Raw genomic sequence first — 15,840 nt, 5'->3', positions numbered from 1 at the left:
GCTATCCCCGGGGTTGGATCTGGTGAGATTGTTTTTGAAATGCAGTCGGGCTGGTGGCTTTGATATAGTTTCGAATTCCTTTAACGATACCTTCTGCGATGCGGTCTTGGTATTTGGGATTGACCAGACGTTTGCATTCGCGAGGGTTGCTGATAAAAGCCGTTTCAACTAGAATAGACGGCATCTGCGCACCTAAAAGGACATAAAAAGGTGCCTGTTTGACACCTTTGCTTTTTACACGCGTGTAGCGCTTGTTACGCAGATGTCCAACCATGGAAGTTTGCACAAATGAAGCCAGACGGCTGGATTCGTTAATTTTCGCGTTTTGCATCAGATCAAATAGTATCTTTTGCAGATCGCTAATATTCTTTGTGGATGTGGCGTTTTCCATGGCGGCCACCCGAATGGCCTCTTCATCCGTGGCCAGGTTCAAAAAGTAGGTTTCAAGACCGTAAGCTCTGCGGTCTCGCGATGCATTGGTATGAATTGATATAAACAGATCGGCATTTCTGGTATTGGCAAATGCCGTGCGTTCCTCCAAGGTTAAAAAACGATCAGAATTACGGGTGAGAATGACTTCCAAACCCAGTTCTGTTTTGATCTTTTTTGCCAGTCGTTTGGAAATCTGCAGGACCACGTTTTTTTCGTGAACGCCTCTAAGGTAACCGGGTGCGCCGTAATCTTTGCCGCCATGCCCCGGATCAATGACGACGCGTTGAACTCCCAGCGCCAGTTGTTTAGCCAGCGAGCCGGGTGGGATTTTGCCGCCCTTTTTAACAGTGGGCGCCAGGCCGGTTTTGGGTGATTTTTTGGCGGTTTTGGAGCCCCACACGTCAATGACGATGCGAAACGGGTCTTTGAGTGAAAAAATCTTATAGGTTTCAAAAGATTTAATATCAACCACTACCCTGACAGAGTCTTTTGAATACTGACCAGCACGCGCATCACTCAGCAAATTGTCATGAATCCGAATGCTTTTGCGGATATCTTTGCTCAGTCGGCTGTTGCTTAAATCAACATAAAGACGCTGGGGCTTGTTGATGGAAGGATCTTTCTTAAGCAAATGGTGGTAATAAGTGGTTTCTCTATCAACATCAACCACAACCCGGGTATAGTTGGGATTTGACCAGTGACGCAGGTTGGTGACTGTCACCATTCCGCCGGGCGCAGCCCGGACTGCAGGCTTGCGCTCAGCCGGGGGAGCTGTCTTGCGCGCCTCACTGGTCTTGATTTTTTCCCCAATGGGATCTGATGGGCCTCTTGGCGACTTTTTTGCAACGTACGGCATTTTCTTGATTTCAGCACGGGCTTTGGCTTTATAGCGGCTTTCAGGAAATTGCGAGATAATCTGATGGTATGTATCGGATGCGGTCGCAAGGTCATTTGAAGATTTTGAATAGGAATATAGCCGCTGATGAAGGGTCGCCACCATAAAAAGGCCGGCTGCTGCCCAGGGACCTTGCGGATCCTGATTGAAAACGGACTGGAATTGATCGATGCAGCGCTGCCAGTTGCTGCGGTATTTCATTTTCTGATTGCTTTTTCGCAGGTTACGGTAGCAAGCCTCGGCGCTGATATAGGTATCTTTTGGCGTTGTCTTTTTTACTGTTGTCGCTTTTTGGGGTGCTGGCGCTTTTTTCGCAACGACGGGTTTGCCCATCTGGCGCAGCTCAAAGCTGGCTTTTTGCCGGTAACGGCTTTTTGGATAGCGCTGGACCACTCTTTCAAAAAGGTCCCGGGCTTCAGTCAAATCTGATGCTTGCCCTGAATATTTGGCCAGACCCTGATACAGCTTGGCCGACATGTAAAGACCGGCTGCTGCCCATGGCCCGTCAGGATCCTGTTTATAGACTGATTGAAATTTTTTAATGCACCGCATCCAGTTGTGGCGGTATTTTATTTTTTTAGGATCCTGACGCAAACTGCGGTAGCAAGTTTCGGCTTCATAATACACGTCGCGCGGGGCCGCCAACGAAATACCGGAATAAAGCACCACAGCAGCCAGAAACCACAGAGCAATAAAGCGTGTGCCACATTTTGCAGTAAGCAGATCGGATTTTCGGTGTGCATTCAGCAGCATTGCATCATTCCATCAAGTCAGAAACATGGTGCACTTTCGATTTAGGCGCGATCCATACACGATTTGTTCACTGGTTCTATTCCGCAACATCTTTGGCTTTTTGCTGGAGCTCGTTGAGGTAGTTGAGTGCCTCCAGCGGTGTCATTTTGCCAATATCCACCTTGGCCAGCTTATCCACAAACCAATTTTTTTTATGGTGAAACAAGTCCATCTGTACCGAACCTTGCGAGGGTTCTTTTAGATCAGAAAAGGAGTCGGCCATTTCCTGTTCCTGGTTCTCGATGCGGTATAGAATTTTTTTGGATCGGTTGATGACCTTTTCCGGTATACCAGCCAAACGGGCCACCTGAATACCATAGCTGCGATTGGTGGCGCCTTCTACCAATTTTCGCAAGAAGATAATTTCGTCGTTCCATTCCTTCACTGCGATGTTATAGTTTTTAACCCGCGGTTTTTGCTGGGCCAGCTCCGTTAATTCATGATAGTGGGTCGCAAACAGGGTTTTCACGCCGGTCTTATGCAAATCGTGTAGATACTCGACAACAGCCCAGGCAATACTGAGCCCATCATAGGTGCTGGTTCCACGGCCGATTTCATCCATTATAATCAAACTGCGCTCACCGGCATTGTTGAGAATGTTGGCTGTTTCCTGCATCTCAACCATAAAGGTGCTCTGTCCGTGGGACAGATTGTCCAACGCGCCGACTCTTGTGAAAATCCGATCAACGACACCGATCGTCGCCTTGCGGGCCGGAATAAACGATCCCATTTGGGCCATAATGACCAACAGGGCCACCTGTCTCAGCACTGTTGATTTTCCAGCCATATTGGGCCCTGTGATCAGCAGGATCTGGTTGGTTTCATTGTCCAGCGAAACCGTATTGGGTACAAACCGTTCGGCGGTGATCATTTTTTCAATCACCGGATGCCGCCCGTCCTCGATATCGATTAGACCATCAAGGGTCATTTCTGGTTGACAATAATCATTTTGATCGGCAACCTCAGCCAGATTTAGCAAGCAATCCAAGCGCGCCAAAAATTGAGCCGCGCTTTCAAGATGTTTATACTGCTGAACCACTTCCTGTCTGATTTGATTGAAAATCTCAAGCTCAAGGGCGGCGCGCTGATCTTCTGCATTTATAACCTTTGTTTCAAAGGTTTTCAACTCGTCAGTGATATAGCGCTCGGCATTGACCAGGGTTTGCTTGCGCACATAGTTGGCCGGCACTTCAGAGGAGCGACTTTTGGGCACTTCGATATAGTAACCGAAAACCTTGTTATACCGTACCTTTAAGGCAGTGATCCCGGTCGCTTTGCGTTCCTGGATTTCCAGATTGGCCAGCCAGCCTTTTCCATCCTGACTGATTTTAACAAGTTCATCCAGAGCATCATCATAGCCCGCTTTGATCATACCGCCTTCGCTGGTGGTCGGCGGCGCATCCTCCCGGATCGCCTTTTCGATTAAATCTGACAATTGATATAAGGGGTTGAGATTATCGTCCCAGCTGAAAAGGGCCGATGCCAGCTTTGACACTAGGGTGTGAATGTGCGGCAGGGTCATCAGTGATCGTTTAAGCGCAATTAAATCCCGGGCATTGGCGTGCCCCATAACGATTTTGGTACTAACCCGTTCGATATCAAACACTGATTTTAACAGATCACGCAGGCTCTGACGGCTGTGGATATTTTCTTTTGCTTCAGCAACCGCTTGGTGTCGGGCCCGGATGTCGTTGATGTCAATGAGCGGATATCGCAGCCATGTTTTTAGCAAACGCGCGCCCATGGCTGATCGCGTATGGTCAATAACCCCCATTAATGTGCCGCGTCGCTTATTGGTATGCAGGTTCTTTTCAAGTTCCAGATTGCGGCAACTGGCGTCATCCACCAGCAAATAATGGCCCAGAGAGTAAGTTTCCAGATGGGTCAGATGCTCAATTGTTTGTTTCTGGGTCTCGCGGACATAGAAAACAAGCGCGCCGGCAGCCTGTATCCCGGCAGACATTCCTTCACATCCGAAACCCTCTAACGAAATCGTTTTAAACTGTTCGGTGAGTCGGTTGTAGCATCGTTTGGTGTCAAATGCCCGATCCTCCAGATAGGTCAGCGCACGGTCCATTTGAGCAGTCCGAACGGTGGCCATATAGGGGTCGTTTTTGACCGATTCGGCCAGTAAAATTTCACGAGCGGATAATCGCAACGATTCATCCACAATGGCCGCTTGATCATCAGACTCCACCAGACGGAAAAGACCGGTGGAGATATCCAAGTAGGACAACCCGAAATTTCCGCCATGACGTGACAGTGCCATAACAAAATTATGTGAACGTTTGTCCAAAAAGGCGTCATCGATAATCATTCCTGGTGTAATGACGCGCACAACATCCCGCTTAACCAGCCCTTTGGCGCTGGCGGGATCTTCAATCTGATCACAAACAGCCACTTTGTACCCGTGGTCGATCATTCGGGCGATATAGCCGGAAACTGCTCGGTGGGGCACACCACACATGGGCACCGGAGATTCATCTTTTTTATTTCTGGAGGTCAGTGTGATATCCAGTACGCGTGAAGCCACCTGGGCATCCTCAAAAAACATCTCGTAAAAATCACCCATGCGATAAAAAAGGATCGTATCTGGATACGCCTCTTTTATCGAGAGGTATTGCTTTAGCATGGGGGTTAATTTGGGTGGGCTCATCAGTCCATCAAAACGGCACAGCTTGTTCGCTTTTATTTTTATGGCCAGTATTGCACCAAAGTGGGGACTATGACAAACTTTTGACTCAAGTGCAAGTCGTGGGCTTTTATTCCAAATAATATAAATTTATAAATATATTATTTTTTATTGCTTATACTTAATTTATCAAAGTGTGGCTTTAAGTTTTTAAAAGTGGCTTTAATGTGCTCTGGAATTACCCGCACTTCACCAAATACTGTTAAGGCATTGGTGTCTCCAAACCAGCGCGGCACGATGTGAAAATGCAGATGTTCCTCGACCCCGGCCCCGGCCACTTTGCCCAGGTTAAGGCCGACATTGAACCCATCGGGTTGCATGCTGGTTTTCAAGATCGCAACCGATTGTTCAACGGTTGCCAGCAAATCGCCCATTTCTGACTTAGCGAGCTGATCGAGGCTGGCAACATGCCTCACGGGTGCAACCAGAAGGTGTCCGTTTATGTACGGGAATTTATTCATCGTCACCATGGTCACCTGGCCTTTATAAAGTGTCAATTCATCCTGATCCGCCAATGCGGCACAGAAGATACACTGTTTTTCTTTGTCACCTAAAATATACTCGATCCGCCAGGGAGCCCACATGGTTTTCATGATACAAACCTCAATTTGTTTGTTATATCGAGCAATTATATTTATATCTAATTTACGGGTTTTGGGTTTGAAACTCAAGCGCTTTTTCTAAAATTTACATGTGCTGGATGGATGGGCGCATGTCAATCGGGCACTGGTTTAGGAAATACGCATCTGTCATACCGGCGATAAAATCGCGCACAATTTCTGCGCTGCTGTGGGTTTCTGTGTACGCCTCTGACATGCCATTGAGGAATTGCCGAAAAATAACAGATGCCATGTCTTTGTGTTTGAGATCGGACAGATATTTCTCAAAAAGGAAACCAAAGAGTTTCTTGAGCTTTTCGGAATGCGCCTTTATTTTGGGATTAAGATAGATGCGCTCCAGATTGAAATTTTTCAAGCGCTGTAATGCCTGCGATACATCTGAACTAAAGGCCACAACATCTTTTTGGAAGCTGGTTTGGATGATATCGGTCACCAGGTTAAAAACAATCGTGCCATTGGTGTTGCCCAGGCATTCGACACTGGTACGCGGCAAATCAGAGCGATCAATTAGATCCAGCCGAATGGCATCTTCAATATCACGGCCAATATAGGCAATGGTGTCAGCAATTCGAACCACACATCCTTCATATGTCATTGGAACCAGACCGGTTGCGGGGTCTTTTATTTTGCACGCCATTTCACGATCCAGCGTGTCAAAGTCTTTTTCGGATTTGGGTTGCAGCATTTGATTGTGCACCTCGCCATCGTGACACAAAATGCCATCGAGTGTCTGTAGGCATAGATTCCAGCCGAGGCCCTTGCGTTCAACCTTGTCTAAAAACTGTACACTTTGCACATTGTGTTGAAATGTGCCGATTCCATAGTTTTGACACAAATCGGAAAGGTAACGTTCACCATCGTGGCCAAAAGGTGCATGACCGATGTCATGCCCAAGGGCAACCGCCTCAATTAAATCCTCGTTTAAGCTTAAATATCGCCCGATGGTGCGTGCAATTTTAGAAACCAACTGGACATGCAGCACCCGGTGCGTAATATGATCATTTTGAACCAAGGAAAACACCTGGGTTTTGTCAATATAACGTGCATAAGCGTGGGCGTGTAAAATACGATCAACGTCTATCGAAAAAGCCTGTCGATAATCGGTATCCCGGTGTTTTTCCGGAGCACGCCTAAGGGCCTCGGTATTGCGAGCGGCCCGATCAGACAATCTTTTGGCTTCCGATTCATCCAGAACGCAACGGGCAAATCCCATTATATCATCATCATATTTCTTCATTGGCTATCATGGTTTCCATTAATCGATGGTAATCAAGACCTGCTTCCCTGAAGCCCTCTCTACCATATTTCATATTGGCTTCCAAAATGTAAAACTGGTCGTTGTGTTCACAGATATCAATGCCCACATCGTCCCAGCGACAGGCCCGGGCCACGCGCAGCGCCAAATCCAGGGCTCCTTTGGGAATGGACTCCAGACTGATTCGGCCGCCAAGTGCCAGATTGCTGCGAAATTCATTTGGCGGTGCGATACGCCAGTAAGCGTGCACAATGTGGCTGCCAATGACCACAACACGAATATCGCGATCAATGGGCAGATATTCCTGGACGTAGGCGGGGCTCACTTGTTCAAGGTAGTCGCGAAGATCTGCATCGTTGTGGATCAGGTAAACACCGCGCCCAAGGGCAGAGCCCCGCGGAACTTTTGCAATAAACGGAAAGGTGAAATGATGGGGTATCGATTTTTTCTGGCGCTTTCCGTAAAATACGCGCGTGCGCGGGTGTGGCACATCCAGCAGTTGGAATAATGCCGTTTGTTTAATTTTATCCTGGACGCATTTGTAGGTATGATAGCTTGGAAATGTCGCTTTGCCGATGCTATCGAATAAGTCGGCATAAAATGGGGTCGGGTAATAGATTTTTTTGGCCTCTCGGATAAGGGCGGCTTCCTGCGGGCTGTAATCGGAAAAATTTGATCGTACCCCTAACGTGCGAACATTCTTACAGTTTTTTAATCGTGCCTCGAGGGCGATAACTTTTTTTGGCATTTAGGATCGCTCGGTCGCTAAAAGTTGACGTATTGTTTCAAGACTTCTGCGGGTGTGGCTACCGGGCCAGTAAATGCGTTCGCATTGGGGGCATTGATTAAATTGCTCTTGGGTTTCATAAATAAAATCCGGCACGCGGCCCCACAGCTCGGTCTTGGCAACAGATACAATCAGCACATTGCACTGCAGACATCTTGTAAATGGCCGTGTTTGCTTTGCCGTCAAACCCAGCTCATGGAAAACTTGCCTGAGTTGCTGCTCAAAGTGGTCTGATTCAATGAAAATCAGTTTGCGATCTGCGAATTGATTGCGCATTTTACGGGTGCGGGTCAGCAGGATACGATCCTTTTCCAGCGTGTCGATGAATTTATCCCCCGCCGGTGCAGATTCATACACGGTATCAAAGCCCAGCATGCGCAACCATTTGGTCAGTTTGCCGAGTGTTTTTTCAGCTGCAAAGCGAGGGATCATCGATGTTCATTCCCTGTTTTTTGCATTTACCCCCTCTTGGCCGTCAACTCCTGGTAGGCTTGCTGAATTTCTTTAAAGCGGTTTTCGGCAAGGGTTTTAAAATCATCACCCAGATGTTCGAGTTTGTCCGGATGGTATTTATTTGCAAGTTTGCGGTAAGCGCGCTTGATTTCCTCTATGGAGGCGTCGGGCGCTACCCCTAAAACGCGGTGCGGATCCCATGCAGGGGTATGGTCAGTGTTGGCATCATGTGAACCGGACTGGTGCTGGCCAGAATCACCTGCCCTATCGCCGCCATTGAAGCCACTGTGGCGATGATCGTAGAAGCGCTGGTCGCGAGCGAGCTTTTTTTGGCCGGCGACTAGAAAACGCCACAACAGCACCCAGATAATGATATCGTCCAGCCAGCCCCAGCCAACAATCAAATCCGGTACAATATCAAACGGATTGAGGGTGTATAGCCCGGCCAGTATCAATAGAATCAGTTTCCACATTATCAACCATCGACTTCGTATCGATTGAATGGATTTGGTCGTCCGGCTTAAAGGTAATACCGCCAGGATAGATTGCCAGCCGATTCCCACAATTAAATCGTCGCTCACATGGCATTACTTAATTTCTTGCGCAGCGTGCGGTTGGGTCTGATCACATAACTGCCGATTGCATCTCCGATATGCTGTGCAACCACCGGGCATTTGACCTTGAGCATAAAAAATATCGGTCGGTCGATGCCATGCAATGTTTCGTAGTTACCCTGCCCTTTGGCAATGATTAAGCCTGCTTTATCAAAAGCCTTTTTAAATTCCGCTGAACACTCTGCCAGCAGAGTACCCGGGGCGTCTGAGCCGTTATCGATGACCGGCACCTGATTGGTCATACCGGTCGAGCGAGCATCCTCGAAGGTCACATCATTGATGATCGGTGCGGCCCTGACCACATAGGTAACCCGTTCGAGGAAGAATTGTTCGATAAATAAACGGTCGAAAACGATTTCTCCACAATTGTCCCCCAGATACAAAATCGAACGCGCTGCGTTAAGCGCCTCATGTAAAGACGCAATGTCCCCTTTCAAATCTGCTGACAAAGCCATTTCGATGGTTGTGGTGACCTCAGCGGGATTCAGCATCAGACCGGTTCCAAAATCGATCATATTACCGGCCAGGGCCAGACGGGCAGCAACTTCAAAAGGATTCTCAGCATCAGCGACACGCTCTTTTAGCCGGGGGTAAAGATCAAGTGCCATTTGATTGAATTGCTGTTTGAGGTCCCGGTAGGGATCTGGATTGCCACTCAAGCGCTGGGCGAGACGCTGAATCTCACGCCCCATGATGACGGGTTCTTTTTCAACATCCATCTGACTGAGAAGTGACAAAATTTCCCGCAGGGCTTTTTTATGCAAAACGGGATCATTCGATGTCAATTTGATGGTTTCCAATGTCTGACGGACAAAACAAGGGATACAGTCGGGATGCGTCATCATTTCTCAAAGCCACCTGAAGAAAAATTTCAATAAATGTCAGACCAGTATACGGAATCCGCGTTCGGGGGTCAATCAAAAGCGGAAATACTGTCTCTGTCTGCGACAACTGGCCTGATATAAACGATTTGTTTTCAAGCCGTTAGCATGAAGCTCAGCAAACCTGAAAGCCCGAAATAACATTCAAGAAAATCGCTCGATTTCCGATAAAACAATCATGGACAGGGTCTGTTCTATTGCACAGGCATACATGAGCTAACATTATATTTAATTAAATTATTTCAATATGTTATATGGCAATTGCAGCATAAAGAGCTTCGCCCGCAGCGCAGAATGTGATACGATAATGGGGATACGGGGATAACCGAATATGAAAATGCGTCAGGTGATATTATTTCTTTTGCTGGGCATCGGCGGTGCCGGCGCTATTTTTTTTAACGGCTACATGGAACATGATGTGGTCGTCATGGAAACCGGTGCCGTGCTCAGCGTAAACAGAACCTGGGACTCGGGCAATGTCATTTTTTATCAGATTGACAGCGACACCTTTGTCGCCAACAAAGATGAAATTGACTATTACGGCAGACCGAATTTAAACGCCATCATTAAACACGCTAAATTTGAAATATCCCGCCAATTCCGCAACAGCAATGATGATTTCAAAAATTTTGCCGACGATACCAGCCATTCCTTCAGTCAAAAATCTTTCTGGGTAATTGCCATTCTGGCAAGCACGTTTGGCTGCATCATGATCCTGATGGTGATTCATTTGATTCTTAACAATCGCCAACACGGAGGCACACCTGAACCACCTGCCAGAATTAAGCGACAAACGCGGGCGGCGGAAGACATACCGGATCATGAAACTGCCGTTGAAATCACGCGATCCGATATTCTGAAATACTTTTTGAACTTGTTCCGGCTCCAGATTGGGGCTGATCCCGGCGCCCCCATGAAAATCAAATCGCTGTCAGACAATGCTGCGGGGCCCAATACGGTCTATGAATTGCAGATCAAACATCGCGGTGATTGGATGCGACGCCGCATGAGTATCGGGCCGCTGGGTGAAGATGTCGGCAGTAAAAGCAAATGTTATTATGTCATCTATGATGTTCATCTGGTGCTGAAGATACCGGCAAAACCGATCTCTGAATTTGATCATTATATTGAAAGTATCAAAAAGGAAGGCGAAATCGTTGACAAACTGGCCCCTAAAGAATGCATCATCCCGCGGGTGTCCGTCTTGTTGAGTTTAATTCACAAACTGCCCAACAGCAGTCATTTATCAGCAGAAAAACTCGAGGATAAATATGTCGCCTGGTTGCGTGCCAACACCGCTTACCAGAAGAATCTTAAAATAAAAAACACCTTTGTCTTTTTCATGGATTTTTCACAATACTATTTTCTGGGCCACATCGTTGATGATCTGCACAATGTCAAAGATGCCATCGCCGAGGAAGTTATTGAGAACGCGGAGACTATCTTTGACAACCAGAAGTTCCGTGGTCGCTATGGCAAGCACAAAGAATCCATTGGCCTTGAGGTTCGACAGGTGTATGATAAGGGCCAGGAAGCCATTCGTCAGTTCCTGACAGATTCTGGTGTGTCAGCGGACATATCGCTGTTTCGCATACAAAGCTGGTTTCTGACACATCTGGCCGGCAAGGCGGTGTCCAGCAAAGAAAGTGGCCTGTCCGAAAACCTGGTGCACGAATTGAATTTGCTCATAGAGCTTAATTTTAGCAAGAATATGGATGCGGTTACGGCCTATCGCGATATCATTACCGCTTACACCCATCGAATCCGATTTGAACAGAACAAACCCCAAATGGCCAGTATCATCACAAATCTGCTGGACCTGCTGGCCTGGTTGCGCACCAAGAAAATCGCTATGCGCGATCTGAAACCCGATAACCTGCTGGTCGCCGGCAACCCCTCAAAATACCCGTTATTTTTAATGAATGCCGATGAATATGAGCTGGGCATCATTGATGTTGAGACGGCCGTAGATTTTGAACCCAGAAAGGATCGCAAGATCAAACAACCGCTGCTCGGAGGTACGCCTTTTTATGCAACCCCATCTCATTTTTTCAGCAACATGGTCCTGCACAAGTCATTTCATGATTTAAACAAGATATTGCATCTGCAGGATTGGTACGCCACGCTGGTGATGATCTTTAAGACCGTTACCGGTGAATTGATGTTCCAGAACACCGCCCGTTTGTTTGCTGATATTCGCAACAAAATAAAATTCGGGCAAATGCAAGGCATGCTTGAAAAAGAAATCGTTGCCGACGTTAGCCGCGCATTCTGGCGCAGTGCGTTGCTGGAGTTTCGGACCAAAATTAATCAACAGGAAAGCATGCTGAAATCGATTGTTTTTACTATTCCGGAAACCGCCAAACACATGTTTCGCGATGTGCTGCATCAGGATCTCAAAGCCACGGCAGAAAAGATAAAACTTTGTGTCAGCAACCAGACCGTTTTTGAGAGCCCCCAAAGCCAGAAACGTCTGATCGGCTCCAGCCCCGCAAAAATCGAACAGCTGCGCGTGGAATTTGAAAACAAAGTTAAATCCATGGGCCATGCCGCCAAGGACAATGCCAGCGCGGTTGTGTTTCTTAAATACCTGTGCACCCTCAAGCTGCATGCTGAGCAACAGAAACAATTAGTAAAAAGGCTTAAACAGCCGAGTTCGAAATTAACGGCTTACACCCTGCTGGCGTTTATGTTCAATAATCTTTACAAATCCATGTTTCGCGAAGAATGGTGGGTAAAACCGGGTGCAGAGGACAAAATGTCCGATGCAGATGTTGATGAAGCAACACTCGAGGCAACCATTTAACAGACCTTACCCTAAAAACGAACAAATCCCACACTGATTTCTATTTGACAGGGAACTTGCACCCGGTGTAGTCTTAGGCGGTCAGACCGGCACTCCGTCTGACAATGCCTGTCATCGTTTAGCAAACTTATATTTGTGCTAACCCCAAATGAAAAGCCATTCAGACAGCCATAATTTAAGCCCCCAACAAGGGCAATTGCTGGTTAAACTGGCCCGTCAGACCCTATCCGAGCATTTTGCCAAAAAGGCATCGCAACAGGATATCGATGCCCTCGAAAGCGCCCTGAAGGATTCTTGCTTTCAGACGAAAAGCGGGACCTTTGTCACCCTAACTCTCAACCAACAACTTCGCGGATGCATCGGCAGCCTCACTTCCAACGAACCCATAAATGCCGGCGTGCGCCGCAATGCGATTAATGCGGCTTTTCATGACCCCCGTTTTGCACCTCTAAGCGCTGTTGATTTTGAAAAGGTTGAAATTGAAGTCAGTATTCTTTCCGAACCCCAGCCCCTTCATTACAGTGATAGCACTGACCTGCTAAATAAGCTGCGTCCTAATGTGGATGGGGTTATCCTTAGTAAAGACCATGCCAGTGCCACCTTCTTGCCACAGGTCTGGCAACAACTTCCGCAAGCAGCTGATTTTCTCTGCCACCTGTGCACCAAAGCCGGCCTGGCGTCAGATGCCTGGAAAACCACTCGTCTCGACATCTCTGTCTATCAGGTGCAATATTTTCATGAATAAGGCTGATGATCTGATTTATTTTCCTCATCGTCATAGGTCTTTCTGCGCAGCGCCCGTCGAACGTATGCCAGGATTGTCAGCAGGGCGGCTGAAACAAACAAGATCTCATACAGGTGAATGGAAAGATAGGTAAACCAGTTGGTATTTTTTTTCTGCTGATCCCGCCACTGAGTTTCGAGCTCGTCAAATGACATCCCGAAGCGCGCCTCAACTGCAGAACCAAGGGTTGCGCCCTGACGCAGCAGTGCCAAAAGATCCAGCACACCTTCTGGGCCATAGGTGCGACTGATATATTCCACCATACTTTTGCTTTGTTCATAGGCCAAGATCAGTGAATTATTATCTGGCGGGAAACGTTGATCTAAGCTGGCAAATTTAAAATATCGACCTGACAGGATGGCAGCCGGTAACAGCGCCCTTTGCGGGTCCATGATGATATCGGCCAGACCGTCGCTGGCCCACTGGCAAACACCCTCGTCCAACCAGCGGGGAAGTCGCTCAGCGCTGATGGCATGGTGAAGCATCAAATGGCATAGCTCGTGCTGGATGGTTGCCCGCAGGTTAAAGGGGGCAGTCGCCATGCGGGTGTAATCGACCACCATCACATTTTCAGCTGGCAGCGCATAGGCAACAACGAGCGCATGACCGGCCATTTGCTGAAACTTTTGCCGGTCATTGATCAGCACAAGGGTTGGCCGAAATTCCAGCGGCCATTGCAAAAGGCTCTGCAGCTCCTTTTTGGCATCGGTATACAGCCCCACAACTTGCTGCGCCGAAGGTTCAAGACCTGCGTCATAATAAATTATCAGCTCCGGAGATTCGACAACAGATGGCTCGACGGCTCGCAGCTCAGCTGCACTCAATACCAATATTAGAATGGATAAGATGAATCGACCGGTCATGGGTTTTTCAACGGGGATATTCAATTCCTGGTTATGATGCCTTTTGCATTCTTGGACATTAGCCCAAAATGTGGTAAAAGCCAAACGCAATATCAAACGCATGCAATCCACAGCCAACCTTTGGCTGTCCATAGCACAGGTATTCAACCGGGTAGAAAACTAAATCGTCATTTCACCTAATGCGACCCAGGAGCTGCCATGTCAGAAATCCGACAAAAAACGATTCAGGGCCTGCAGGTGGGAGACACATTTACCGTTTCCCGTCAATTTACCAAAGCAGATATGAAAGCATTTGCTGACATTACACGCGACTATAATGCCGTTCATTTTGATTCGCGGTTTGCAAAAGCCAAAAAATTTTGCGGTCGCATCTGCCATGGATTGCTGGTGGGCAGTCTGTTAACTGAAATCGGCGGACAAATCGGCTGGCTGGCTTCGCTGATGAACTTTAAATTCAGGCAACCGGTATATTTTGAGGACACCATTACCTGCAAACTGACCATCACCCAGATTGACGCCCGCCGCCGCGCCAAAGCAAAGGCGCTTTTTTATAATCCGGATGATAATCTGGTTCTGGAAGCTGAATTAGAGGGTATTTTGCCGGATAAAACCGAGCGCCAGATACTGGCTGACATGGTCGCCGCAGGTGATCCCACCAATAAACTGCGATAATAACGGTTACGGTTGACTGTCTGCAAGGAAAAAGAGAGTTGTGGGATTTTACCGTATATCAATGATCAACGATTCTTAAATCATTCATCGCTTTTAATGCCAGCGCGTTGGCCGACAATTTAGGACTGGTGGCGGGAGTATCGAGTTGAAATAAACGGAATGGTGCGCCGATGCCGTTTGCAGTGGTCGTTGTTGTGATTGATGCTATTTGCCGGGACTGCCGCTGGTTTTGGTTTGTGGTGGCACAGAAGCCGCCTTTTTTTTCATCATGCTTGAACGTCCTTCAAACACCGCGCCTTCTTTGATGTCAATCGAGGTTGCCATACAATCACCGATGAGTCTGCCGGAAGGATGAATTTCCAATTGCTTGAGCGCTGTGATGTTGCCGTTGACCTTACCCTGGATAACGATGTTTTTGGCCTCCACATCGGCCTCAACGATGCCCGTATTGCCGACAAATATGTCACCTGAGAGCGCAATTGCGCCTTTAATATAACCTTCCACATGCAAGTTTTCAGGTCCTTCAATCTCTCCTTCAATTCGTACATCTTTGCTGACCAGAGAGGTGGAGTCCGCAGTCTTTTCTTTTTGCATTGAAATTACTCCTTATACAGTTGATCAATACCGGCAGTAAGCTCGAGTGGGATGCAATCAACCCAACGCTGCCAGCATACGCGTTAACTGGTTTCGGTTACTTTCTGCTTTTGGGATGCTTTTGCTGTATTCACCGTTTGTGGTTTGGATGGCTTGTGAACACGACCGCTCATGGTAACTTCACCGTCAAATGAAGCACCTTCAGCAATCGATAATTTGGGCGCGGTCAACTGCCCCTCAATACGAGCAGTTTGGTCCAGATGCAGGCGCTGCCTAGCAGCCAACTTCCCCTGCACATGCCCGTTGACAGATATGACATCTGCTTTGATTTCGCCTTTGATCTTAGCTGGCTGCGCAATTTTAACGCGACCGCGCAGATCGAATTCCCCGTCGAAACCGCCCATAATAATGATGTTGCCATTACCGCTGACACGGCCTTTAATCTTCAAATTTTTGCCAAAATAAGAGGTTTCGTTCTGCGTTAAAACCTTTTGGACGCTTTCGGGTTTGATTTCCTTTTTCTTCTTTCCAAAGAAAGGCATCGATGTGCTCCTTTTTGCCATTGGTTTGTTTGAATGCCCAACTTAAGGGTACCTGTTTATTATATATCAAATTACAAAAAATCTACAGCTAGTCTTTAAAATTATTATTTTTTCGTTTACACCTCATACGGCATATGGGTTTATTCGACAACAATCAA

14 protein-coding genes are annotated in these 15,840 nt (G+C 47.4%); 3 read left to right on the top strand and 11 right to left on the bottom strand.

Features of this window, described 5'->3' with window-relative positions:
- Position 1 precedes the first annotated feature (1 nt).
- From QNJ26_12430 to QNJ26_12395, 8 genes are all read right to left on the bottom strand, one after another.
- Positions 2 to 2,080: an N-acetylmuramoyl-L-alanine amidase gene (locus tag QNJ26_12430; GenBank protein ID MDJ0986342.1), complete on the bottom strand. Its 2,079-nt coding sequence runs from the start codon at positions 2,078 to 2,080 to the stop codon at positions 2 to 4.
- Positions 2,081 to 2,156: 76 nt separating this feature from the next.
- Entirely contained in the window at positions 2,157 to 4,775 is a 2,619-nt protein-coding gene (gene mutS / locus QNJ26_12425) for a DNA mismatch repair protein MutS (protein MDJ0986341.1), read from the bottom strand.
- 137 nt (positions 4,776 to 4,912) lie between these two features.
- Positions 4,913 to 5,404 carry an HIT domain-containing protein gene (locus QNJ26_12420; GenBank protein MDJ0986340.1) on the bottom strand — a complete coding sequence of 164 codons (492 nt, stop codon included), beginning with the start codon at positions 5,402 to 5,404 and terminating at the stop codon, positions 4,913 to 4,915.
- A gap of 94 nt (positions 5,405 to 5,498) precedes the next feature.
- Entirely contained in the window at positions 5,499 to 6,668 is a 1,170-nt protein-coding gene (locus QNJ26_12415; protein MDJ0986339.1) for an HD domain-containing protein, read from the bottom strand.
- A complete protein-coding gene (locus QNJ26_12410) occupies positions 6,655 to 7,434 on the bottom strand; it encodes an ATP-grasp domain-containing protein (GenBank protein MDJ0986338.1) in 780 nt (259 codons plus the stop codon). The genes QNJ26_12415 and QNJ26_12410 overlap by 14 nt, the downstream gene beginning before the upstream one ends.
- A complete protein-coding gene (locus QNJ26_12405; GenBank protein MDJ0986337.1) occupies positions 7,435 to 7,905 on the bottom strand; it encodes a Mut7-C RNAse domain-containing protein in 471 nt (156 codons plus the stop codon).
- 26 nt (positions 7,906 to 7,931) lie between these two features.
- Positions 7,932 to 8,507 carry a DnaJ domain-containing protein gene (locus tag QNJ26_12400; protein MDJ0986336.1) on the bottom strand — a complete coding sequence of 192 codons (576 nt, stop codon included), beginning with the start codon at positions 8,505 to 8,507 and terminating at the stop codon, positions 7,932 to 7,934.
- A complete protein-coding gene (locus tag QNJ26_12395) occupies positions 8,504 to 9,385 on the bottom strand; it encodes an ARMT1-like domain-containing protein (GenBank protein MDJ0986335.1) in 882 nt (293 codons plus the stop codon). Before QNJ26_12395 ends, QNJ26_12400 begins: the two co-directional genes overlap by 4 nt.
- A gap of 367 nt (positions 9,386 to 9,752) precedes the next feature.
- Here QNJ26_12395 and QNJ26_12390 point away from each other — a divergent pair, with 367 nt between their 5' ends.
- The gene (locus QNJ26_12390; protein MDJ0986334.1) at positions 9,753 to 12,227 is read left to right on the top strand and encodes a serine/threonine-protein kinase; all 2,475 of its coding nucleotides are present in this window, start codon (positions 9,753 to 9,755) and stop codon (positions 12,225 to 12,227) included.
- 148 nt (positions 12,228 to 12,375) lie between these two features.
- Positions 12,376 to 12,972, top strand: a complete 597-nt coding sequence (gene amrA, locus QNJ26_12385) for an AmmeMemoRadiSam system protein A (protein MDJ0986333.1) — start codon at positions 12,376 to 12,378, stop codon at positions 12,970 to 12,972.
- Here the strand turns inward: amrA and QNJ26_12380 are convergent.
- On the bottom strand, positions 12,963 to 13,874 hold the full coding sequence (locus QNJ26_12380; GenBank protein MDJ0986332.1) for a peptidase MA family metallohydrolase: 912 nt from the start codon (positions 13,872 to 13,874) through the stop codon (positions 12,963 to 12,965). The two genes, amrA and QNJ26_12380, sit on opposite strands and share 10 nt — an antisense overlap.
- A 198-nt stretch (positions 13,875 to 14,072) precedes the next feature.
- Here QNJ26_12380 and QNJ26_12375 point away from each other — a divergent pair, with 198 nt between their 5' ends.
- Positions 14,073 to 14,546 carry a MaoC family dehydratase gene (locus tag QNJ26_12375; protein MDJ0986331.1) on the top strand — a complete coding sequence of 158 codons (474 nt, stop codon included), beginning with the start codon at positions 14,073 to 14,075 and terminating at the stop codon, positions 14,544 to 14,546.
- Positions 14,547 to 14,750: 204 nt separating this feature from the next.
- On the opposite strand, the gene QNJ26_12370 is transcribed toward QNJ26_12375, so the two are convergent.
- Both QNJ26_12370 and QNJ26_12365 read right to left on the bottom strand, forming a co-directional pair.
- Positions 14,751 to 15,140, bottom strand: coding sequence for a polymer-forming cytoskeletal protein (locus QNJ26_12370; protein ID MDJ0986330.1), 390 nt, complete (start codon positions 15,138 to 15,140; stop codon positions 14,751 to 14,753).
- A gap of 83 nt (positions 15,141 to 15,223) precedes the next feature.
- The gene (locus QNJ26_12365; GenBank protein MDJ0986329.1) at positions 15,224 to 15,682 is read right to left on the bottom strand and encodes a polymer-forming cytoskeletal protein; all 459 of its coding nucleotides are present in this window, start codon (positions 15,680 to 15,682) and stop codon (positions 15,224 to 15,226) included.
- Positions 15,683 to 15,840: the final 158 nt, after the last annotated feature.

The sequence above is a fragment of the Desulfobacterales bacterium genome, assembly GCA_030066985.1.
Classification (GTDB): Bacteria; Desulfobacterota; Desulfobacteria; order Desulfobacterales; family JAHEIW01; genus JAHEIW01.
Note: the sequence above shows the minus strand (reverse complement) of the source record. Positions and strands in the feature narration are given on the sequence as shown.